At 75.1% G+C, this 21,499-nt stretch carries 18 protein-coding genes; 5 read left to right on the top strand and 13 right to left on the bottom strand.

Annotated elements, in window-relative coordinates:
- Positions 1–211: 211 nt before the first annotated feature.
- The 3 genes from tesB to ABTX81_RS27050 form a co-directional block, all read right to left on the bottom strand.
- Entirely contained in the window at positions 212–1,072 is an 861-nt protein-coding gene (gene tesB, locus ABTX81_RS27060; protein WP_350550426.1) for an acyl-CoA thioesterase II, read from the bottom strand.
- A 264-nt stretch (positions 1,073–1,336) separates the two neighbouring features.
- Positions 1,337–1,945: an alpha-ketoglutarate-dependent dioxygenase AlkB family protein gene (locus ABTX81_RS27055; protein ID WP_350550554.1), complete on the bottom strand. Its 609-nt coding sequence runs from the start codon at positions 1,943–1,945 to the stop codon at positions 1,337–1,339.
- Positions 1,946–2,188: 243 nt separating this feature from the next.
- Complete coding sequence (locus ABTX81_RS27050) at positions 2,189–2,977, bottom strand: transglycosylase family protein (protein WP_350550423.1); 789 nt, start codon at positions 2,975–2,977, stop codon at positions 2,189–2,191.
- Between the two features lie 648 nt (positions 2,978–3,625).
- Between ABTX81_RS27050 and ABTX81_RS27045 the strand changes: the two genes are divergently transcribed.
- Positions 3,626–4,489 (top strand): DUF8842 C-terminal domain-containing protein, encoded by an 864-nt coding sequence (locus tag ABTX81_RS27045; RefSeq protein WP_350550420.1) that lies wholly within the window; start codon positions 3,626–3,628, stop codon positions 4,487–4,489.
- 115 nt (positions 4,490–4,604) lie between these two features.
- On the top strand, positions 4,605–5,309 hold the full coding sequence (locus tag ABTX81_RS27040) for a hypothetical protein (protein WP_350550561.1): 705 nt from the start codon (positions 4,605–4,607) through the stop codon (positions 5,307–5,309).
- A gap of 73 nt (positions 5,310–5,382) precedes the next feature.
- On the opposite strand, the gene der is transcribed toward ABTX81_RS27040, so the two are convergent.
- The 3 genes from der to ABTX81_RS27025 form a co-directional block, all read right to left on the bottom strand.
- Positions 5,383–6,837, bottom strand: coding sequence for a ribosome biogenesis GTPase Der (gene der / locus ABTX81_RS27035; protein ID WP_350550418.1), 1,455 nt, complete (start codon positions 6,835–6,837; stop codon positions 5,383–5,385).
- A 183-nt stretch (positions 6,838–7,020) separates the two neighbouring features.
- Positions 7,021–7,764 carry a (d)CMP kinase gene (cmk, locus tag ABTX81_RS27030; RefSeq protein WP_350550415.1) on the bottom strand — a complete coding sequence of 248 codons (744 nt, stop codon included), beginning with the start codon at positions 7,762–7,764 and terminating at the stop codon, positions 7,021–7,023.
- A gap of 255 nt (positions 7,765–8,019) precedes the next feature.
- Positions 8,020–9,105, bottom strand: a complete 1,086-nt coding sequence (locus tag ABTX81_RS27025) for a prephenate dehydrogenase (protein WP_350550413.1) — start codon at positions 9,103–9,105, stop codon at positions 8,020–8,022.
- A gap of 283 nt (positions 9,106–9,388) precedes the next feature.
- On the opposite strand from ABTX81_RS27025, the gene ABTX81_RS27020 reads away from it, so the two are divergent.
- From ABTX81_RS27020 to ABTX81_RS27010, 3 genes are all read left to right on the top strand, one after another.
- Positions 9,389–11,599: a DUF4139 domain-containing protein gene (locus ABTX81_RS27020; RefSeq protein WP_350550410.1), complete on the top strand. Its 2,211-nt coding sequence runs from the start codon at positions 9,389–9,391 to the stop codon at positions 11,597–11,599.
- A gap of 3 nt (positions 11,600–11,602) precedes the next feature.
- Entirely contained in the window at positions 11,603–13,210 is a 1,608-nt protein-coding gene (locus ABTX81_RS27015) for a mucoidy inhibitor MuiA family protein (RefSeq protein WP_350550407.1), read from the top strand.
- A gap of 82 nt (positions 13,211–13,292) precedes the next feature.
- Entirely contained in the window at positions 13,293–13,655 is a 363-nt protein-coding gene (locus ABTX81_RS27010; RefSeq protein ID WP_350550405.1) for a DUF952 domain-containing protein, read from the top strand.
- A gap of 92 nt (positions 13,656–13,747) precedes the next feature.
- Here ABTX81_RS27010 and ABTX81_RS27005 read toward each other — a convergent pair whose 3' ends face one another.
- From ABTX81_RS27005 to ald, 7 genes are all read right to left on the bottom strand, one after another.
- On the bottom strand, positions 13,748–14,731 hold the full coding sequence (locus ABTX81_RS27005) for a transcriptional regulator (protein ID WP_350550402.1): 984 nt from the start codon (positions 14,729–14,731) through the stop codon (positions 13,748–13,750).
- A 215-nt stretch (positions 14,732–14,946) separates the two neighbouring features.
- Positions 14,947–16,194 carry a pseudouridine synthase gene (locus ABTX81_RS27000; protein WP_350550399.1) on the bottom strand — a complete coding sequence of 416 codons (1,248 nt, stop codon included), beginning with the start codon at positions 16,192–16,194 and terminating at the stop codon, positions 14,947–14,949.
- Between the two features lie 63 nt (positions 16,195–16,257).
- Positions 16,258–16,851, bottom strand: coding sequence for an SMC-Scp complex subunit ScpB (gene scpB / locus ABTX81_RS26995; RefSeq protein ID WP_502892871.1), 594 nt, complete (start codon positions 16,849–16,851; stop codon positions 16,258–16,260).
- A 194-nt stretch (positions 16,852–17,045) separates the two neighbouring features.
- Complete coding sequence (locus ABTX81_RS26990; protein WP_350550551.1) at positions 17,046–18,113, bottom strand: segregation and condensation protein A; 1,068 nt, start codon at positions 18,111–18,113, stop codon at positions 17,046–17,048.
- The gene (locus ABTX81_RS26985; RefSeq protein WP_350550394.1) at positions 18,110–18,787 is read right to left on the bottom strand and encodes a hypothetical protein; all 678 of its coding nucleotides are present in this window, start codon (positions 18,785–18,787) and stop codon (positions 18,110–18,112) included. The genes ABTX81_RS26990 and ABTX81_RS26985 overlap by 4 nt, the downstream gene beginning before the upstream one ends.
- A complete protein-coding gene (locus ABTX81_RS26980; RefSeq protein ID WP_376090262.1) occupies positions 18,784–19,851 on the bottom strand; it encodes a ParA family protein in 1,068 nt (355 codons plus the stop codon). The genes ABTX81_RS26985 and ABTX81_RS26980 overlap by 4 nt, the downstream gene beginning before the upstream one ends.
- Before the next feature lie 474 nt (positions 19,852–20,325).
- On the bottom strand, positions 20,326–21,441 hold the full coding sequence (gene ald, locus ABTX81_RS26975) for an alanine dehydrogenase (protein ID WP_350550390.1): 1,116 nt from the start codon (positions 21,439–21,441) through the stop codon (positions 20,326–20,328).
- Positions 21,442–21,499: the final 58 nt, after the last annotated feature.

Below are 21,499 nucleotides of genomic sequence, written 5' to 3'. Positions count from 1 at the left end.
CGGGCGGGCCGTCGTCCGTACTCCGTCACCCCATCGAACATCCGACACCCGGGCCGGGCATTCCCGGCACCGGATCCCGTCGCGCGGCCGTCACCGCACGCCACGGCCGGTCACACCGCTCAACACGCCGGTCACACCGCCCCGCGCGCCGCCCGCACCGCACCGCACACCGCACCGCGCACCGCTCCGCACACCGCTCACACCCGGCCGGTCAGTCCTTGATCCGGCGGAACAGGCCCTCCTGCACCACCGACACCACCAGCTGACCGCTCCGGTCGAAGATCTGCCCGCGCGCCAGGCCCCGGGCACCGTGGGCTATCGGGGACTCCTGCTGGTAGAGCAGCCAGTCGTCGGCCCGGAACGGCCGGTGGAACCACATCGCGTGGTCGAGCGAGGCCATGTCGAAGTGGCGGGTGCCCCAGAGCGGCTCCACGGGGGCGCGGACGGCGTCCAGCAGGGTCATGTCGCTCGCGTAGGTGAGCGCGCAGACGTGGATCAGCGGGTCGTCCGGCAACTCGCCGTTGGTCCGCAGCCAGACCCCGCTGCGCGCCTCGACGCCGTCGAGCTCCTCGGTGCTCCAGCGCAGCCGGTCGACGTAGCGGATGTCGAACGGCTGGCGCCGGCTGATGAACGGGGGCAGCTCGCCGAGCCGGGAGCCGACCTCGTCCAGCGCGCTGGGCAGCTTCTCGGGGGCCGGCACCTCGGGCATCGGGAACTGGTGCTCGATGCTGTCCGGCTCCGGGGCGTGGAAGTCGGCGGTCAGCGCGAAGATCGACCGCCCGCCCTGGATCGCCAGCACCCGGCGGGTGGTGAAGGAGCGGCCGTCCCGCAGCCGGTCCACCTGGTAGACGATCGGAACGCCGGGCACACCGGGGCGCAGGAAGTAGGCGTGCAGCGAGTGGACCGGCCGGTCGCCGTCCACGGTGCGCCCCGCCGCGACCAGTGCCTGGCCGGCGACCTGTCCGCCGAACGTGCGCTGGAGCGCCTCCTCGGGGCTGCGCCCGCGGAAGATGTTCAGCTCGATCTGCTCAAGGTCCAGCAGCGCGACGAGATCGTCGACCGGGGTACCCATGGAACACGTCCTCTCCGGACCGCCGCCCGGCCGGAGGTCTTCCGCCCGGCTGCCGCGACCCGTTTCTCTCGAATTCTCCAGCTCAATCGAATTCCTCAGCGAGCCGGGGCATTCCCCGGACCGGGGCCGCGGACGCCGATTCACTCGAACGAGGTCGAACAGTGGCGCTGTCGGGCACCCGGCACCACCGAGCGGGGCCGACACCACCCAGCAGGGCCGACACCACCCTGCGGGGCCGAAACCACCCTGCGAGGCCGGCGGCGCTCAGAGCCCCGACTGCCGCACGGTGATGTTGAGCCTCCCGGTCAGCCCCAGCGCCGGGTCCGCCGTGCCCGGCAGGGTCTTCGTCACGCCGTGGTACGCGAACCGGGCCGGCCCGCCGAACACCAGCAGGTCCCCACCGCGCAGCTCCAGGTCGGTCCACGGCCTGGTCCTGGTCTCGGTGTTGCCGAGCCGGAACACGCACGTGTCGCCGAGCGACAGCGAGACCACCGGGGCGTCCGTCCGCTCGTCGCGGTCCTGGTGCAGGCCCATCCGGGCGCCGTGCGGGTAGTGGTTGACGATCGCGATGTCCGGCGCGTACCCGGCCGCGCCCGCGACCGCGCCGGTGTCCGGGCCGTACGCCTCGGCCACCGCCCGCCGGGCCAGCGCGTCGAGTGCGGGCGGGAACGGCTTGACCGGCGTGCCGTCCTCGGCGGTGCGGGAGTAGCCGTACGGGTACCAGTGCCACCCCAGGCTGACCATCCGCACGGACATCAGCCCGCCGGTGGGCATCCGGACGGTGTGCATCCCGGCGGGCGGGCGGGCCCACTCGCGGCAGGCGGCGACCAGCCGCAGCTGGGCCGCCGCGTCCAGCCAGCCCGGGAGCAGCACGGCGCCGGGCGCCGGCTCGGACCGCCCGCGCCCGGTGCCAGCGGCGGCGCCGACGTCGAACGGGTCACCGAAGGAGCCGCCGAACAACTCGCCCTGGGTCACTCCCCCATCCTCGCGCACCCCTCCGACAATGGCCCCGGGCGCCGGGTCGTCCCGCACGCCGTCGGCCGCCTCCCCGCGGTGCGGGGAGGCGGCCGACGGACCGGGCGGGCGACCGCGCCGGGCAGTCGCGGGCCGGTCGGATCAGACGGTGAGGGTCTGGCCCGGGAAGATCAGGTTCGGGTTGCCACCGATGACCTTGGCGTTCTTGGTGTACAGCTCGTGCCAGTCGACGCCCTGGGCGGCGGCGATGGTGCTCAGCGTGTCGCCGGCCTTGACGGTGTAGCTGCCCTTGGCCTGCTTGACGTCGTTGGAGGTCCAGCCCTTGCCCTGCTTCGCGGCCTGGTCGGCCTTCGGCGCGGCGGCGGGCTTGGGGGCCTCGGCGGCCTTGGGGGCGGCCTTCGGCGCGGCGGCCTTCGGGGCCTCGGCGGCCTTCGGCGCGGCCGGCTTCGGGGTCGCGGTGGCGGCGGGGGCGGCCGGCTTCGCGGCGGGGGCGGTGGTCGCCGGGGCGGCGGTGTCGACCGCGGCCGGGGCGCCGCCCTTGGTCAGACCGGCCTTGACGGAGCAGACGGGCCAGGCGCCCGGGCCCTGCGAGGCGAGGACCTTCTCGGCGACGGCGATCTGCTGCGCCTTGGTGGCCAGGTTGGCCTGCGGGGCGTAGGCGGTGCCACCGAAGGCGGCCCAGGTGCTGGAGGTGAACTGCAGACCGCCGTAGAAACCGTTGCCGGTGTTGATGGCCCAGTTGCCGCCGCTCTCGCACTGGGCGACGGCGTCCCAGGTGGAGACGGAGGCGGCGGAGGCCGAGGTGGCCGTGACGAGGCCGGCCACCGGCAGGGCCGCGACAGCGGCGCCCGCCACAACAGCCATCCGGACGCGGTTGCGCTTGGTGGCGGAGGTGGTGGTGGCAGCGGCGATCTCGTTACGGAAAGTCATGGGGTTCCTCTCGACAGCCCCGGGCGGGCATGCGGAACCAAGCCCTGGAAGAGGACTGGAATCGCTCACCGCGTCCGTCGGGCGGCCGGAGACGTGTCGGACGTCCCGCGCCGCCCCTGGCCACCCGCCACGCACCGGCGACCTGTTCGAGCCGGTCGCGTCGGCGGGCACGGCCTGCGCCGGGCGAAACCGGCGGGCTGTGCGTCGGGGGTGAACCCGGGTGGTGCTCGTTGCACCGCCAAAGAAGCTACGAGTCGGCCGCCGGGGAACCAAACAGTTACGGGTCTCCCCAGCTCAGCAGGGCATTACCGCCGGTAACAGCCTGACATTCATGTCCCGAATGTCCGTTTTAGGCGTCATTTCCTAGATCAAACATCCGCAGGCCGTGGCTCACCTCACACTTCGTTTCCGGCAGCTCTGCCACCGAGATCGACACATTGCGATGCCGTCGACACCCTCCGCGATCGAATCCGGGGCAATTCCCGTCACCCCGCGCCCCCACCCGTGACCCCTGCCACAAGGGCCCGTTGGGCAGGGCGGCCGGGCCGTCCCCGCCGCCGGCTCGAACAGGGCCGGCCCGCCGCCACACCGTTCCACCCCCGACGCCCATCCCGTTCCGCCCCCGACACCGCACCGAGGAGACACCCAGTGCCGCGCATGCTCGACGTCAGCGACGAGGTCCGTTCCGAGATCGGCGACGACGAGGCCGACCGCCTGCTCGGCGGCGCCCACGCACCCGACAGCTACGAGTGCACCTCCTGCCGCACCCCCGGCGACGCGCTCCAGGAGCCCACCAGCACCGTGCTGTTCGTCGGCGAGGAGACGGCGGTCCTGGCCTTCGCGCACGCCCGCTGCATCCCCTCCCAGGTGGTCCCGGTCTCCGAGGAGCAGCTGGCCGGCGCCGTCCGCAGCATCAGCCAGTCCCAGGGCGACCCGGCCGCCGGGGGCTACCCCGCCCAGCCGCAGCCGCCGGTCCCGGCCCCCTCGCCCGCGCCGGACGCGGCCGCCGCACCGGGGACCGGCCGGCCCGGCACGCCCGGCCAGGCCGCCATCCTCGGCATCACCTGCGGGCTGGTCCTGCACGGCGACACCGGCCACGCCTCCCTGGTCGTCGAGCCGACCGGGCCGGTCGGCCGGCCGGGCACCATCACCGGCGAGGACGAGTTCCTCGACCTGCTCCAGGATGCGGGCTTCCAGCCGGTCACCGACCTCGACAAGACGCCGGACCAGCTGCCCGGCTGGTCCGTGCTGGTCGCGATGGGCAAGCTGCACGCCGTCCTCCAGCCCTCGGCGACCGGCGGCAGCACCGGCTGGTGGCAGGCCCACCAGCCGCTCCAGGTGACCGACGCCTGGCGGTTCGCCGCCAACCAGCTCGGCGAGGTCACCATGTACGCCGTCCCGGCCGGGACGGTCGGCCGGCAGCCCCGCGAGGACCTGCTGCGCCAGGCGCTGGAGCGGGCGGTGGCGCTGGGCCAGGTGGTCGCCGCCTCCCTCCCGCTCGCCGGCACCTGAGCCGCACCCACCCCGCCGCGGGGTGGCCGCGGGGCCCGCCGGACCACCGCCCCGCGGCCAGCGGCCGCGCCCGCCCACCCGCATCCCCCGGCCGCCCTCGCTCGTTGGGCCCTGCGTGTACAGCTACGACGTCCCCGCCTCCCCCCGGCGGTCCACCCCCGCCTCCCGCTCGATCCCGGGCATGCGCCCGTCGTACGACGCGGAGCACCCGCACTCGACGACGCCGATCTACGACGAGCTGTACTCCGAGTACCGCCGGCTCTTCCGCGCACTGCCGGGCGACCGCTCCGGCGAGGAGGACCTGGCCTTCACCGGCTTCGCCGTCCGGGACGCGGCGCCCGGGCGCACCGACCCGCGCCCGTACCCGCCCCAGCACCAGGCCTTCCAGACATACGCGGGCCAGGCGATCGGCATCCCGCAGTTCATGCCGCCCCGGCCCGGCGGCCCGGACCACGCCGGGCCGCCGGACCAGCCCTTCGGCCACACCGGCCCTCCGCACGACCACGGCCCCGCCCACGGGCACCGCGGCCACGACGGCACCGGCCCGTACACATCCGGCTTCCACCCCGCCCCAGCCCCCGGCCGGGCGACGGGCACCCAGGCCGGCGCCCAGAGCGGCGCCCAGGCGGGCACCGGCCAGGGCTGGATCGCGGCCGGCTACCTCGGCCCCGTCCCCCAGCCGACGGCCGCGCACGTCCCCGCGCCGGCCCCGGTGACGGTCCCGGTGCCGGCGCCCGCCCCGGCCGTGGGCACGACCAGCGGCGGCCGGCACCGCAGCCTGCTCTCGCTCCCCCCGGGCCGCGGCGGCGACCACCACTGACCACCCCCGGAGCACCGAAGGGCCCCGCCGCCCGGTCCCGAGACCGGCCGACGGGGCCCTTCCCCAGTCACGTCTACTTCTTCTTGCGCTTCTCCCGCACCCGCACCGAGATCGAGATCGGCGTGCCGACGAAGCCGAACTCCTCGCGCAGCCGGCGCTCGATGAAGCGCCGGTAGCCCGCCTCCAGGAAGCCCGAGGCGAACAGCACGAAGCGCGGCGGACGGGTGCCCGCCTGGGTGCCGAACAGGATGCGCGGCTGCTTGCCGCCCCGGATCGGGTGCGGGTGGGCGGCCACCAGCTCGCCGAGGAAGGCGTTCAGCCGGGCGGTCGTGATCCGGGTCTCCCAGCCCTCCAGCGCGGTCTCGATCGCCGGCACCAGCTTCTCCATGTGCCGGCCGGTCTTCGCCGAGACGTTGACCCGGGGGGCCCACTGCACCTGGACGAGGTCGCGCTCGATCTCGCGCTCCAGGTAGTAGCGGCGCTCCTCGTCGAGCTGGTCCCACTTGTTGTAGGCGATGACGACGGCGCGCCCGGCCTCGACGGCCATCGAGATGATCCGGGTGTCCTGCTCGGCGAGGGTCTCGCTGGCGTCGACCAGGACGACCGCGACCTCGGCCTTCTCCAGCGCGGCGGAGGTGCGCAGCGAGGCGTAGAAGTCGGCGCCGGCGGTCAGGTGGACCCGGCGGCGGATGCCGGCGGTGTCGACGAACTTCCAGGTCTTGCCGCCGAGCTCGATCATCTCGTCGACCGGGTCACGGGTGGTGCCGGCCAGCTCGTTGACGACCACCCGCTCCTCGCCGGCGACCTTGTTGAGCAGGCTGGACTTGCCGACGTTCGGCCGGCCGATCAGCGCGATGCGGCGCGGGCCGCCGGGGGCGGCGTCGCCGAAGGTCTGCGGCGGGGCCTCGGGCAGCGCGGCCATCACGGCGTCGAGCAGGTCGCCGGAGCCGCGGCCGTGCAGGGCGGAGACGGGGTACGGCTCGCCGAGGCCGAGCGACCAGAGGTAGGCGGCCTCGGCCTCGGTGGACGGGCCGTCGACCTTGTTGGCGCAGAGCACGGTCGGCTTGCCGGCCCGGCGGATGATCTTGATCAGGGCCTCGTCGGTGTCGGTGGCACCGACGGTGGCGTCGACGACGAACAGCACCGCGTCGGCCTGCTCGATGCCGAGCTCGGCCTGGGCGGCGACCATGGCGTCAATGCCGAGGACGTCGATCTCCCAGCCGCCGGTGTCGACGACCTTGAAGCGGCGGCCGTTCCAGGCGGCCTCGTAGGTGACGCGGTCGCGGGTGACGCCGGGCTTGTCCTCGACGACGGCCTCACGGCGGCCGATGATGCGGTTGACCAGGGTCGACTTGCCGACGTTCGGGCGGCCGACGACGGCCAGCACCGGCAGCGGGGCGTGGCTGCCGTCGCCGAGGACGTCGACGTCGTCGAGGTCGAAGCCCTCCTCGGCGGCGAGCGCCATGAACTCGGCGTACTCGGAGGAGTCCAGCTCGCCGTGCCCGGCGGTGGAGTGCTCTGCGGTCATGTTCGTACTGTCCGTTTCCCGGCCCGGCCCTTCCCAGGGACGTACCGTGCGTACCTGCCCCACCGGGGCAGCGCGAATGGTTCCGGGCGCCACCAGGGCACCCTGTTCATCGGATGATCGACTTTCCACCGGCTCTCAGCCGGCTCCCGACGGCCCTCGACCGTCCCGGACGGCCTGAGCGCGTCAGACGAGCGCGGCCCCCGCCCGCTCCGCCACCAGCCCGGTGATCCGGTCGATCACCTGCTCCAGGGTGAGCTCGCTGGTGTCCACCAGGACCGCGTCCGTGGCCTGGGTCAGCGGGGCGGTCGCCCGCGAGGAGTCCGCCGCGTCCCGGCGCGCCAGGTCGGCGGCCATCGCGGTGATGGTCGCCTCGTCCACGCCCTTGGCCCGCAGCTCGGCGGCCCGGCGCTCGGAGCGGGCCGCCTCGGAGGCGGTCAGGAAGACCTTGACGGTGGCGTCCGGGAAGACCACGCTCCCCATGTCCCGGCCCTCGGCGACGATGCCGCGCGCGGCGACGCCGGCGCAGCCGCGCTGCAGCTCGACCAGCCGGGCGCGCACCGCCGGCACCGCGGCGACGGCGCTGACGTGCGCGGTCACCTCGGGGCCGCGGATCGGGCCGGCGACGTCCCGGCCGTCCACGGTGATGGTCGGGCCGTCCGCGTCCGTGCCGGACACGATCACCGGCTTGCCGCACGCGACGGCCACCGCCTCCGGGTCGTTCACGTCGACGTCGTTGGCCAGCATCCACCAGGTCATCGCCCGGTACATGGCACCGGTGTCCAGGAAACTCAGGCCCAGCCGGGCGGCGACCGCCCGGGAGACGGTCGACTTGCCGGAGCCGGAGGGTCCGTCGATGGCGACGACGACCGGGGCGTGCGCTCGGTCGGCAGTGTCCACGGCGCGAACCTCTCTCTGATCTCTGAGCATGGCAACCCGGAGTACGGGGAAGCCGGGGATGTCTCCCACAAGGTTAATGGACCGCCGCCCGACCCGGACCCGCCGGTAGCCGGTCCACTACCGCAGCCCCGGACCCGCCGCTCATCGCGAGCGCCGGGGAGCACTGCGAGCACCGCCAGGACAGCGAGCACCGTGCAGGAGTCGCACCGGCACCGCCAGAACGGCGAGCACCGCCAGAACGGCGAGCGCAGCTAGAAGGTCGAGCGCCACCGCAACCGGACGACGTCAGTCCCGCACGCTCCACCCGCTCGCCCGCAGGGCCGCCGTCAGCGGCCGCACCGCCGCCGGCGCCACCGACAGCTGCACGAAACCCACCTGCTGCCCGGTGGAGTGCTCGATGTCGACGTCCTCGATGTTCACGCCCGCCGCGCCGACCTCGCCGAACAGCCGGCCCAGCTCGCCGGGCTGGTCGCCGAGCACGACGGCGAGCGTCTCGTACCGGGTGGGCGGCGCGCCGTGCTTGCCGGGGATCCGGGCCTGACCGGTGTTGCCCCGCCGCATGACCGCTTCGATGCCGGCCGCGCCGCCGCGCCGCTCGGCCTCCTCGGCGGCCTGCAGGGCGCGCAGCGCGGTGACGGTCTCGCCGAGGTCGTTGGCGACCTCCTCCAGCACGTCGGCGACCGCCCCGGCGTTGGCGGAGAGGATGTCCACCCACATCGCGGGGTTGGAGGCGGCGATCCGGGTCACGTCCCGCACCCCCTGGCCGGAGAGCCTTATGGCGGTCTCGTCGGCGTTCTCCAGCCGGGCGGCGACCAGCGAGGAGAGCAGCTGGGGGGCGTGCGAGACCAGGGCGACCGCGCGGTCGTGCGCCGCGGCGTCCATGACGATCGGCACGGCCCCGCAGAGCGCGGCCAGTTCGAGGACGGCGTTCAGCGTCTCGGTGTCGGTGTCGGGGGTGGGCGTGAGCACCCACGGCCGGCCCTCGAAGAGGTCCGCGCGGGCGGCCAGCGGGCCGGACCGCTCCCGCCCGGCCATCGGGTGGCTGCCGATGTAGTGGGTGGTGTCGCAGCCGAGCGCGGCGACCTCGGCGTGCGGGCCGGCCTTGACGCTGGCGACGTCGGTGTAGCAGCGGGCCAGCCCGCGGCGCTGGCAGTCGGCGAGCACCTTGCCGACCAGCGCGGGCGGGACGGCGATGATCGCGAGGTCGACCGGCCCGTCGGCGGGTTCGGTGGTCCCGGCGCCCAGCGAGGCGGCGGTGCGGGCGGCGTCCGGGTCGGCGTCCTCCAGATGGACGGTCAGACCCCGTCCGGTGAGGGCGAGTGCGGCGGAGGTGCCGATGAGTCCGGTACCGACGACGGCGGCTGTGCGCATGGCGGGGTAGCTCTCCTCACGGAACTGCGCGGGACTGCGCGGAACACGGTCGACTGCGACACGGTCACCCGCACGGGACGGGTCGCCACCCATCCTCCCCCATCACCGCCGCCGCCCGTGCCGCAACCGCGCCACTGCCCCCGGCCGTCCCTCCTCACGCGGCCCGCGCCACCGGGCGCCCGCCGCGCCGCCCGCACGCCGCGCACGGCGGAAAACCGGCGCCGCGGGCGCCGCCGCACGGCAGGATGGGCCGCCGACGGCACGCGACGAAGGGGTTGGCCGGGTGAACGATCAACACAGCAGCGACCAGCATCGACCGCACGACGACGGCACCGGAGACAGCAGCCGAGACGCCGGCAGCGCAGACACCGCCGGGGGCGGCACCGGCGCCCCCGCCGGCACCGTCCCCACCGCCCCCTCGGTCCTGGACTCCGTGGTCGTCCACGCGGCCGGCGCGGTCTGCCGCCGCCGGGCCAGGGTGGCCCTGCCCCCGGGCGGACGGCTGCGGCTGACCGGCCTGCCCGACACCCTCGACGCACGCTCGCTGCGCGCCCGGGTGCTCGCCGGCCCGGCCGGCACCGCCGTCACCGAGGCCCGGCTCGAAATGGTCGCCGAACTCCGTGAGCCCGCCGAACTGCCAGAGCTGCGACGCCGGTTGGACGAAGCCGAGGAGCACGCCGAGTCCCTGCGCGAGCAGCACCGGATGGTCCTCGCCGCCATCGCCGAGACCGCCGCGCTGCGCGCCGTCCCGCCGCCCCGCCGCCGCGACGAGCCGCTGCGCCGCACGCCCGCCGACGCCTGGCTGGAGCTGGCCGCGTTCGTCGACGAGCGCCTCACCGGCCTCCACGAGCGCGCCGGGCGGCTCGCCCGCGAGATCGAACTCGCCGACCACGAGACCCTGGTGCTCAACGACCGGGTCGTCCGGCTCTCCCCCGCCGAGTGGCACGAGCCCGTCGAGACCACGACCACCGCCCTGCTCACCCTCAGCACCGCCACCGCACCGGAGGACGCCGCCCCCGCGCCCCAGGACGCGCCCGCCGAGCTGCAGATCGAACTGGAGTACACCGTCCAGGCCGCCCGCTGGGTGCCCTCCTACCGGCTCGCCTACCGCCAGGGCGCCGACACCGGCCACCTCCTGCTGCGCGCCTCGGTCGCCCAGCAGACCGGCGAGGACTGGACCGGCGTGCGCCTCGCCCTCTCCACCGCCGACCTCGACCGCCGCACCGACCTGCCCAAGCTGCGCTCGCTGCGGATCGGCCGCAGCCAGCCCGCCCCGGCGCCCTCCGGCTGGCGCGAACCCCCGGCCGGCCTGGCCGACCTGTTCACCGGCTACGACGCGGCCGGCCCCCGCCCGGCGCCGTCCCACCGGATGCCCGGCGGGGCCCCCGTCGCCCTGGCCGCCGCCGGGCCCCGGCTGTCCGTCCCGGTCAGCCCCACCGTCGCCGCACCGCCCCTCCCGCCGCCGGCCGCCGCACCGGCGCCCCAGGCCCCGGGCAGGCCCGTCCGGGCCCGCACCCGCGCCGGCGGCCTCCGCTCGGCCGAGGAGGCCGAGGAAGCAGCGCCGGTGGCCTTCTCCGGCTACGGCGGCGCCCCGCCCGCCCCCGGCGCCCCGGCCCCCGGCGAGGAGACGCTCGCCCGGTTCGGCGCCCCCGCCCCGTTCACGCCCCCGCCCGGCCCGCCGGTCCCGGACGAGCGGCTGCTCGACTACCCCGCGCTGGAACTGTCCGGCCCGGACGCCACCGCCGACCGGCGCGGCACCCTGCACCCCCCGGCCCGCCCGCGCACCGCCGGCCACCCGGCCCCCGGGCTGCAGCGCCTCCCGCTGCCGCACCACGCCGTGCCGCCGCGCGTCTCGGCCGGCTCCTTCGACCACCGCTTCGACGCCGCCGCGCCCGCCGACCTGCCCTCCGACGCCACCTGGCACACCGTCACCATCGGCGAGATCCCGGTGAGCGTGAGCCCCGAGTACGTCACCGTGCCCGCCGTCGAGGAACGGGTCTACGCCACCCTGGTGGTCACCAACGGCACCGCGCAGGCCGTGCTCGCCGGCCCGGTCGAGGTGACCGTCGACGACCGGTTCCTGCTCACCGCCGCCCTGCCCACCCTCGCCCCCGGCGGTGTGCGCCGACTGGGCATCGGTGTCGCCGAGTCGGTCGAGGTGACGCGCCGTACCGAGCTGCGCGAGTCCACCGCGGGCATGCTGAACAGCAGCACCGTGCTCGACCACCGGGTGCGCGTCGAACTGGCCAACCGGCTCGGCCGCCCGGTCACCGTCGAGGTCCGCGAACGGGTGCCGGTCAGCTCCGACGCCGACATCCGGATCGAGGAACGCCCCGGCTGGCACGCGCCGGACGAACCGTCCACCGAGTGCCCGCCCAGCACCCGGCTCCGGCGGGTCGAGCTGCCACCGGGCGGCCGGGCCGAGCTGGACGGCGGCTACCAGATCAGAATCCCGGCCGGAAAGGCCATCGTCGGCGGAAACCGGAGGAACTGAACGATGAGCGCCACCCCCCTCCCCGACACCACCCCCCTCCCCGACAGCACCGCCCTCCCCGACGCCGCGCGGCCCGCGACGCCGCTGCCCGTCACCGCCGTCACCTGCCTGGAGGACCGCGCCCAGGTCGAGCGCACCGCCACCGCGGAGCTGGCCGCCGGCGTCCAGCGGCTGCGGCTGGGCCCGCTCACCGCGCTCGCCGTCGACCGCACCCTGCGCGCCGAGTCGGACACCCCGGGCGTCCGGGTCCTGGACGCCCGGATCACCCGGGTCTGGACGCCCCGCGCCCCGCTGCCGCCCGGCCCGGAGGACTCCGCGCTGCGCCACCGCCTGCACGGGCTGGACGAGCGCGTACGCGCCGAGGAGCAGCTGGCCGACCGGCTGGCGGCCCGGCTGGCGCTGCTCGCCCAGCTCGCCGCCGACCTGCTGCGCGAGGTCGGCGAGGGCGCCGGCGTCGGCGAGGTCGAACGCACCCGCTGGCACCGCGAGCTGGACCGGGTCGACGCCGAGCGCGAGCGGTCCGCCGAGGAGCTGCGCGCCGCCCGTTCCCGGCTGCGCGGGCTGGAGAAGGAGCGCGCCGCGGCGCTCACCGCCGTCGAGCAGGCCGAGGAACGGCCCGCCGAACTGCTCGCCCACCTCGACCTGACCGTCGAGGCCCGGGAGGCCGGGCCCGCCCGGCTGGCCGTGAGCCACCTGGTGCCGTGCGCGCTCTGGCGGCCGTCCTACCGGGCCACCCTGGCCGAGGGCGTGCTGCGGCTGGAGTCCGAGGCGGTGGTCTGGCAGCGCACCGGCGAGGCGTGGACCGGCGCCCGGCTCACCCTCTCCACCGCCCGCTCCGCCCTCGCCACCGAACCGCCGGCGCTCGCCGAGGACGTGCTGACGCTGCGCGAGCGCAGCGCCGAGGAACGGCGCACCGTCGAGGTGGAGGTGCGGGAGGAGACGATCTCGGAGCTCCGCCCGGACGGCGTGCTGCCGGGTGTGGACGACGGCGGTGAGGCGCGGGTGCTGACGGCGCCGGCGCCGGCCACGGTGCCCTCCGACGGGCGGGCGCACCGGGTGCCGCTGGGCTCCTTCGAAGGCGCGGCGAACACCGAGTACGCCTGCGCGCCGGAGCTGTCGCCGCTGGTCACCCAGGTGGTCCGGTTCCGCAACACGGCCGGGCACCCGCTGCTCGCCGGGCCGGTCGAGCTGGTCCGCGGCAGTGGCTTCACCGGGCGCGGCCGGCTGCCGTTCACGGCGCCGGGCGCCGACGCGGAGCTGTCGTTCGGCAGCTCGGACGGCTACCGGGTGGTGCGCGAGACCGAGGAGCGCCGCTCGACGGCCGGTCTGAGCCAGCGTTCGGTGACCACCCGCACGGTGCGGCTGCACCTGTCGCGGTTCTCCGGCCCGGAGGAGCGGGACGAGCAGTTGGTCGCGGTGCGCGAGCGGGTGCCGGTCTCCGAGGTGTCGGCGGTGGAGGTGCGGCTGCGCAAGGAGGAGTGCTCGCCCGCGCCGGACGCCTTGGACGCGGAGGGCGTCGTGCGTTGGGACGTCCCGCTCGGTCCGGGTGCCCGCCGCACGCTCACCCTGGTGTACGAGGTCTCCGCCTCCGGCAAGGTGGCCGGCCTCTGAGGGTCCGCCCCGGGCCCCGGCGTCGCGAACCGCCGGGCCCGGGCGCCCGCCCGGGCCCGGCCGGAGCGGGTACAACAGGAGCATGATCCTGCACCTCGCCCCCCTGGACGACTGGCTGGCCGATCCGGGCCGGCCGTACGCGACCGCCTCGCTGCTCACCGACGGGTTCATCCACTGCGCGGCCGACGAGCAGACCGCACTCGCCGTGGCCAATTCCTTCTTCGCCGACGCCCGCGAACCGCTGATGGTGCTGCTGATCGAGGAGTCGCTGGTGGAACCGATGGTCAAGTGGGAGGCCCCGCACGGCGGGCCGCCGCCCGGGGCCACTCCCGGTGTGCTGTACCCGCACATCTACGGGCGGCTGAACCGCACGGCGGTGGTGGGCCTGGAGAAGGTCGAGCGCGGCCCGGACGGCCGTTGGGCCTCGCTCTCCCCCTGGAGCTGACGCCCGCGCGAGGCCCGGGCGGGACCCGCGCGAGGCCCGCGCGGCGCCCCCGCGAGGCCCGCGGGGCCCGCCCAGCGCCCGCACCCCCCCCGCTAGAGCCAGCCCCGCTCCCGGGCCGCCATCCCGGCCTGGAAGCGGGTGGTGGCGCCCAGCTCGCGCATCAGCGACTGGAGCCGGCGCTGGGTGGTCCGGGCGCTCCAGCCGAGCGAGCGGGCGATCGACTCGTCGGTCAGGCCGGCTGCCAGCAGCCCGAGCAGCTTGCGGTGGTCGGCCTCCGGCTCCAGCGCCCCGTCGCCCGCGCCGATCGCGGCCTGCAGCTGGACGGCGCGCTCCCATTCCGCCTCGAACAGCGTGTCCAGCGCCTGGAGCAGCGCCGAGGGGTGGATGACGTAGGCGGCGTCGAGGACGCTGTCGCCGACGCTGATCGGGATGATCGCCATCCGGTCGTCCGACATGACCATCTTCATCGGCAGCACCGGCCGGACCCGCGCCTCCTCGCCGTCGGCGACCCCGACCAGGATGTTCTTCTCCAGCCGGCCCGGCCAGGCCACCGCCTCGCGGTCGTAGACGGTCCGGAACCGCACGCCCTCCTTCAGCCGACGGCGCTGCAGCGGGATGTTGGCCACCGGGTCCTGGATGTAGGGCGGGCAGTCGAAGCCGCGGATCTGGTACTGGCTGGTGCCGGTGATGTGCTCCAGTCGCTGGGCGATCGCCTCGCCGCCGGTCAGCACCTCGACGGAGTGCGCCGGGTCGGTGTAGCGCGAGGCCTCCCGGAAGGCGTCCATCAGCCGGTGCATCTCGGCCCTGGCGTTGCGCAGTTCGGACTCCCGGTGGCCGATCAGCGTGCCGATGGCGACGTCCGGGGCGACCGGCAGGAACCGCTGCCGGTCCACCGGGGCCCGGGTGGCCATGCCCTGCTGGGCGAGCCGGTCCAGGGCCCGCATGCTCTGCTGGAGGGTCAGGTCGCAGAGCACGGCGAGGTCCTCGGCCGTCGACTGCGGGTTGGCCACCAGCGCCGCGTAGACCCGCCCGTCCGGTCCGGCCAGTCCCAGAGCGCTGAGTGGTGCATCGGACACGGCGTCGCTCCCCGTTCGCCTCTCGCCCCGCGCCGGATGGCGCACTCCCGCCACTCGGCGGGTGGTGGGCAGGTGGCAATCCTCGGCCACGGATCATCGGGCTGACAAGACGATCACCGCCGATGCGGCCCGCTTCACAGCAGGACCCGCCGAACGACGGAGGGCCTCCCCGCCGCTCGGCGGGGAGGCCTCCAGGGGTGTCCGGGGAGTGGCTGTTACAGCCCGACCTCGCGCATCAGCTGGCCGACCTCGGGGTTGGTCAGCCGGCGCAGCCAGCCGGACTTCTGGTCGCCGAGCGCGATCGGACCGAAGTGGGTGCGCACCAGCTTCTCGACCGGGAAGCCCGCCTCCGCGAGCATCCGGCGGACGATGTGCTTGCGGCCCTCGTGCAGGGTGACCTCGACCAGGTAGTTCTTGCCGACGTTCGAGACGACCTTGAAGCTGTCGGCGCGGGCGTAGCCGTCCTCCAGCTCGATGCCCTTGGCGAGCTGCTTGCCCAGGTCGCGCGGGATCGGCCCCTGGATGGCGGCCAGGTAGGTCTTGGTCACGCCGTACCGGGGGTGGGTGAGGCGGTGGGCCAGCTCGCCGTGGTTGGTGAGCAGGATGATGCCCTCGGTCTCGGTGTCGAGGCGGCCGACGTGGAACAGCCGGGTCTCCCGGTTGGTCACGTAGTCGCCGAGGCACTGGCGGCCGTCCGGGTCCTCCATGGTGGAGACGACGCCGGCCGGCTTGTTGAGCGCGAAGAACAGGTAGGACTGGGTGGCGACGGTCAGGCCGTCCACCTTGATCTCGTCCTTCTGCGGGTCGACCCGCTTGCCCTGCTCGGTGACGCGCTTGCCGTTGACCTCGACCCGGCCCTGCTCGATCAGCTCCTCGCAGGCGCGCCGGCTGCCGATGCCGGCCCGGGCCAGCACCTTCTGCAGGCGCTCGCCCTCGGGCTCGCCGAAGGTCTTCGGCAGCTTCACGGCCGGCTTGTCGTGCCGGGCCAGCACGGCGTCCTCGATCCGGGCCTGCAGCTCGCGGGAGCGCTGCGGCTGGCGGCGCGGGTCGCCCGGGGCGCCCTGGCCCTCCCGGCGCGGGCGCGGGGCCGGGCCGGGACGGCGCCCGGCGAAGCCGCCGCGGGCCGGGGTGGCGTTGGGGCCGCCGCCGTACTCGGGGCGGTCGTACTTGCGCTCCTCGGGCCGCAGCGGGCGGTCCGGGTAGCGCCGGTCGTCGCGGCGGTCGTCCCGACGGCTGTCGCGCCGGTCGTCGCGCCGGTCGTCGCGGCCGTAGGAGCCCGAGCCGCCGCGCGGGGCCGAGCCGCCCCGGCCGCCGCCGGAGCCGCCGCCGTACGAACCGCCCCGCGAGCCGGAGCCGCCGCGGCCCGCGCCGCCCCCGTAGGAGCCGCCCCGGCCGCCCCCGCCCTGTCCGCCGCGGCCGCTGCCGCCGCCGCTGCTGTTCCTGCCGTTGCCACTGCTACGCATCAAAGTGTCCGTACGTCGTTACCGTCTGGGCTGTGCGGTCGTTTCGGCCGACCTCACCGCCCCCTACCGATCGGGCGCAGCCCGACCGGCCTCGCCACTGCCGTCCGCGGCCTGCGCGGCAGCGGCGGCGACCGCCTCCGCGATCATCGTGCCCTCCAGGGACTCCGCTTCCACGTCGTCGACCTCGGGCAGGAAGGGAGCGAGCTCCGGCAGCTCGTCCAGGCCGCGGAGCCCCATCCGTTCCAGGAAGTAGTTCGTCGTCCGATACAGGATCGCACCTGTTTCGGGCTCGGATCCGGCCTCTTCCACCAGTCCTCGCTGTACCAGGGTACGCATCACGCCGTCACAGTTCACACCGCGGACGGCCGAGACCCGCGATCTGGACACCGGCTGCCGGTAGGCGACCACCGCCAGGGTCTCCAGTGCCGCCTGGGTCAGCCGGGCCTGCCGGCCGTCCAGGACGAAGCGGTCGACGGCCGCCGCGCAGGCGGCGCGGCTGTAGAACCGCCAGCCGCCGGCCACCAGCCGCAGGTCGAAACCCCGGCCCTGGGCGGTGTACTCGGCGGACAGTTCGCGCAGCGCCGCCGCCACCTCGGCGCGCGGCCGTTCCAGCACGGACGCCAGGTGGGCCTCGCCGGCCGGCTCGTCGACGATCATCAGGATCGCCTCCAGTTCGGCGCGCAGCCCGGGGCCGTCGTCGATCGCCGGCCCGGCGGCCGGGGGTGGCTCGTGGCCGGTCGCCGGGGGCGCGCCCGGCGCCGGGTCCAGCCATTCCCCGGCCCGGGGCCGCCCCGGGACCCCGAGGGCCCGCCTGGCCGGCCGCCCGCCGCCCGCGCCGCCGTTCCCGGCCGTCATCGCCCGTCCTCCTCGTCCTTCGCCGCCCGCGCCGCGGTCTCGCCCGCCGGCCGGTCGAACTCGTCCGTCACCTCGACCGCGCCCCGGTCCTGCTCCGCCACCCACCGCACCAGGAGTTCGCCGAGCGCGTCCGGCTGCTCGAAGGCGAGCACCCGCTCCCGGTAGAGCTCCAGCAGTGCCAGGAAGCGGGCGACCACCACCATGGTGCCGGGCGCGTCGGCGACCAGGCGCTGGAAGGAGGCCTCGCCGAGCTCGGTCAGCAGGGCGACCACCAGGCCGGCCTGTTCGCGCACGCTCACCGGCGGGGTGTGGATGTGGTCGACGTAGACGACCGGCTCCGGCTTCGGCTCCATCGCCCTGGCGGCGAGCTGGGCGAAGCGCTCGGTGCCGATGCCGATCACGACGTCGGGCAGCAGTCCGGCGTGCTGCGGCTCCAGGCCGACGGTCCGGGGCGAGCGCAGCAGTTCGGCGGCCCAGCGTTCGCCGAACAGCGTCGCCGCCCGCTTGTACGCCCGGTACTGGAGCAGTCGGGCGAAGAGCAGGTCGCGCGCCTCCAGCAGGGCGAGGTCCTCGTCGTCCTCGACCTCGGCTGCGGGCAGCAGCCGGGCGGCCTTGAGGTCGAGGAGGGTGGCGGCGACGACCAGGAACTCGGTCGCCGCGTCGAGGTCCCAGTCCGGGCCCATGGCGCGGATGTGGGCCATGAAGTCGTCGGTGACCGTGGCCAGCGCGACCTCGGTGACGTCCATCCGGTGCTTGGCGATCAGGCTCAGCAGCAGGTCGAACGGGCCCTCGAAGTTGTCCAGCCGGACCCGGAAGCCGCCCTGCGGCCCGTCGTCCGGCGCGCCGGGCCGGGCCGGGCCGGCGGCGGCCTGGGCGACGACGGGGCTCTCGGGCGGACTCGGCATGACGGTCCATCTTCGCCCGCGCGCGCCGCCCGTCCCGCACCGGGGCCCGCCGACACGCCGGGGCCGTCCCGGGCCGCTCCGGCCCGACGGCCCCACCGCGCGGCACCGCGCCGCACCGATGCGCCCCGGACCCCCCGCGGCCCCGGGGAACGCGCTCAGCGCCCGCGCAGCCGCCGCACCAGGATGCTCGCCTCGCCGCGCTGCTCCAGGTCGGCCAGCACCACCGCGATGGCCTCCCGGACGATCCGGCCGCGGTCCACCGCGAGGCCGTGCTCACCGCGGAGGACCAGCCGGGTGTGTTCGAGGTCCATCAGTTCCTCGGCGGACACGTACACGGTGATCTTCTCGTCGTGCCGCTCGCGCCCGCTCGGACGGCGCGGGGCGCGCCCGCGCGGACGGGGCCGCCCGGCGGCGCCCGTCTGGTCCTCGGCCGCACCGGCGTGCTGGCGCGGTGCGGGGGTGGCCGCGCGGCCGCCCTGCGCGGCCTTGGCGGCCGCCGTCGTGCCGCCGGCCGCTCCGGGGGCGCCCGGGCCGCCGGGCTGTGCGGGGGCGGGCACGGTGGCCGTGCCCGGCGCGCCGATCGTGCGGCGCTGCGCGCGCCTGGCCGCCTGGTCCCCGGTCGTCCCGGCGCCGCCCTCGGTGTGCTCCGGGCCCTCGCCGCCGGTGGCGCCGGCGCCGTCGACGCCCTCGGCGTCGTCCGCGTCACCGACGCCGTTGACCGCCCGCGCGGTCTCCGGTCTGGGCGCCTCGGCGGCCGAACGCGACGCGAGGGACGGCGACAGCGCCATCCCGCCGGTGGTTCGGAACAGCTCGTCGGCACCCGGGAGACTCACTCGGCGGGGCGGCACCGGTCGAGCACCTCCCTGGCGAGCTGGCGGTAGGCGGCGGCACCGACCGAATTGGTCGCGTACGTCGTGATCGGTTCGCCGGCGACGGTGGTCTCCGGGAAGCGCACGGTCCGCCCGATGACGGTGTGGAAGACGTGGTCGCCGAACGCCTCGACGACGCGCGCCAGCACCTCGCGGCTGTGCACGGTGCGCGAGTCGTACATGGTGGCGAGGATGCCGTCCAGCCGCAGCTCGGGGTTGAGCCGCTCGCAGACCTTCTCGATGGTCTCGGTGAGCAGCGCGACGCCGCGCAGCGCGAAGAACTCGCACTCCAGCGGCACGATGACGCTGTGAGCGGCCGTCAGCGCGTTGACCGTCAGCAGGCCCAGCGAGGGCTGGCAGTCGATGATGACGTAGTCGTAGTCCGGCAGCAGCGGCTTCAGGGCGCGCGCCAGCGCGGACTCCCGGGCCACCTCGCTGACCAGCTGCACCTCGGCGGCGGAGAGGTCGATGTTGGAGGGCAGCAGGTCCATGCCCGGCACGGCCGTCTTCAGCAGCACCTCGTCGGCCGTCAGCCCGCGCTCCATCAGCAGGTTGTAGACGGTGACGTCGAGTTCCATCGGGTTGACGCCGAGGCCGACGGAGAGGGCGCCCTGGGGGTCGAAGTCGACGAGCAGCACGCGGCGGCCGTACTCGGCCAGCGCCGCGCCCAGGTTGATGGTCGACGTGGTCTTGCCGACGCCGCCCTTCTGGTTGCACATCGCGATGATCTGCGCGGGGCCGTGCTCGGCCACCGGCGCGGGGATCGGGAAGTAGGGCTGGGGGCGGCCGGTGGGGCCGATCCGCTCGCGGCGCTGGCGGGCGGCGTCGGGGGCCAGGGTGGCCGCGTACTCCGGGTCCGGCTCGTACTCGGCGTCGGGGTCGTCGTAGGCGCCGTAGGCGAACTCGCCGTAGGCCAGGCCGTGGGCCGGCAGTTCGGCGTCGTAGTCGGTCACCGTGGTCACCTGTGCTGTGTTCTGGCGTGCTTCGAAAGTACGGAGAGCGACCGAGCCGACCTCGGCCGAACCCACGGAGGGCTGCCTGGCCCCGGGCTCCTCACTCGGCTGGCCGGCGGTGTGCGCCGCCAGTCCTGGCTGACCACCCCCGGGAGCAAATGTCGACTCATTCACAAGTCGTCTTACCTCCTTGGGCATCCAGGACTCTATGTCGATTCGTCAGCGTGGCAGCATGCCGACGGTTTGCGACTCTAGGCCGTTCAAGGCGTTCGCAGCAACACAATCCACGGTAGTGGGCAGGATGTGTCGACTATCGGTCGACCCTCTGTCAAGGGATGCGAGGGCCCGCGACTCCGGGCTTTCCGGGGTCGGGTGACACGACCGACGGAAATTGACGACAGAGCGACCCGCCCCGGCCGCGCCCGATGTCATCACCGGATTCACCGCTCGTTCACACGGCGGCCCGGAGCCCCCGGTGACCGCCCGTGCACGGGCATGGCGAAGCCCCCGGCCCGGAACGCACCGGGCCGGGGGCGACACACATCACACTCAGGCGAGCACGGTCTCCAGCGAGACCGACTCCAGGCCGAAGGCCTCGGCCACGGCGGCGAAGGTGATCTGGCCCTCGTGCACGTTCAGGCCCTTGGCCAGCGCGGCGTCGCGGCGCAGCGCCTCCTTCCAACCGCGGTTGGCCAGCTCGACGACGTACGGCAGCGTCGCGTTGGTCAGCGCGTAGGTGGAGGTGTTCGGGACGGCGCCCGGCATGTTGGCCACGCAGTAGAAGACCGAGTTGTGGACCGGGAAGGTCGGCTCGGCGTGCGTGGTCGGGTGCGAGTCCTCGAAGCAGCCGCCCTGGTCGATGGCGATGTCGACGAGCACGGAGCCCGGCTTCATGCGGGAGACCAGCTCGTTGGTGACGAGCTTGGGGGCCTTGGCGCCCGGGATCAGCACGGCGCCGATGACCAGGTCGGCCTCGACGACGGCCTTCTCCAGCTCGAAGGCGTTGGACATGATGGCCTTGATCTTCGTGCCGAAGATCTTGTCGGCCTCGCGCAGCTTGTTGATGTCGCGGTCCAGCAGGGTCACGTCGTAGCCCATGCCGATGGCGATGGTGGCCGCGTGCCAGCCGGAGACGCCACCGCCGATGACGACGGCCTTGGCCGGGTGGGTGCCGGGCACGCCGCCGGGCAGGGTGCCGCGGCCGCCGGCCGGGCGCATCAGGTGGTACGAGCCGACCTGCGGGGCCAGGCGGCCCGCGACCTCGGACATCGGGGCGAGCAGCGGCAGGGCGCCGTTGGCGAGCTGCACGGTCTCGTACGCGATCGCGGTGGTGCCGGAGGCGACCAGCGCGTCGGTGCCGGCGCGGTCGGCCGCCAGGTGGAGGTAGGTGAAGAGGGTCTGGCCCTTGCGCAGGCGGTGGTACTCCTCCGCGATGGGCTCCTTGACCTTCAGCACCAGGTCCGCGGTGGCCCACACCTCGTCGGCGGTGGGGAGGATGGTGGCACCGGCGGCCACGTACTCCTCGTTCGGGATCGAGGAGCCGAGACCGGCGTTGTCCTCGATGTAGACCTCGTGTCCGTTGCGGACCAGCTCATGCACACCGGCAGGCGTGATGGCCACGCGGTACTCGTGGTTCTTGACCTCGCGGGGGATGCCGACCTTCACCGCTAAACACGTCCTCTTGCCATGGGGGTCCCTACCGGAGAAGACCGGCGGGCGACGC

It is taken from the genome of Kitasatospora sp. NPDC097605 (assembly GCF_040302725.1).
Classification (GTDB): Bacteria; Actinomycetota; Actinomycetes; order Streptomycetales; family Streptomycetaceae; genus Kitasatospora.
Note: the sequence above shows the minus strand (reverse complement) of the source record. Positions and strands in the feature narration are given on the sequence as shown.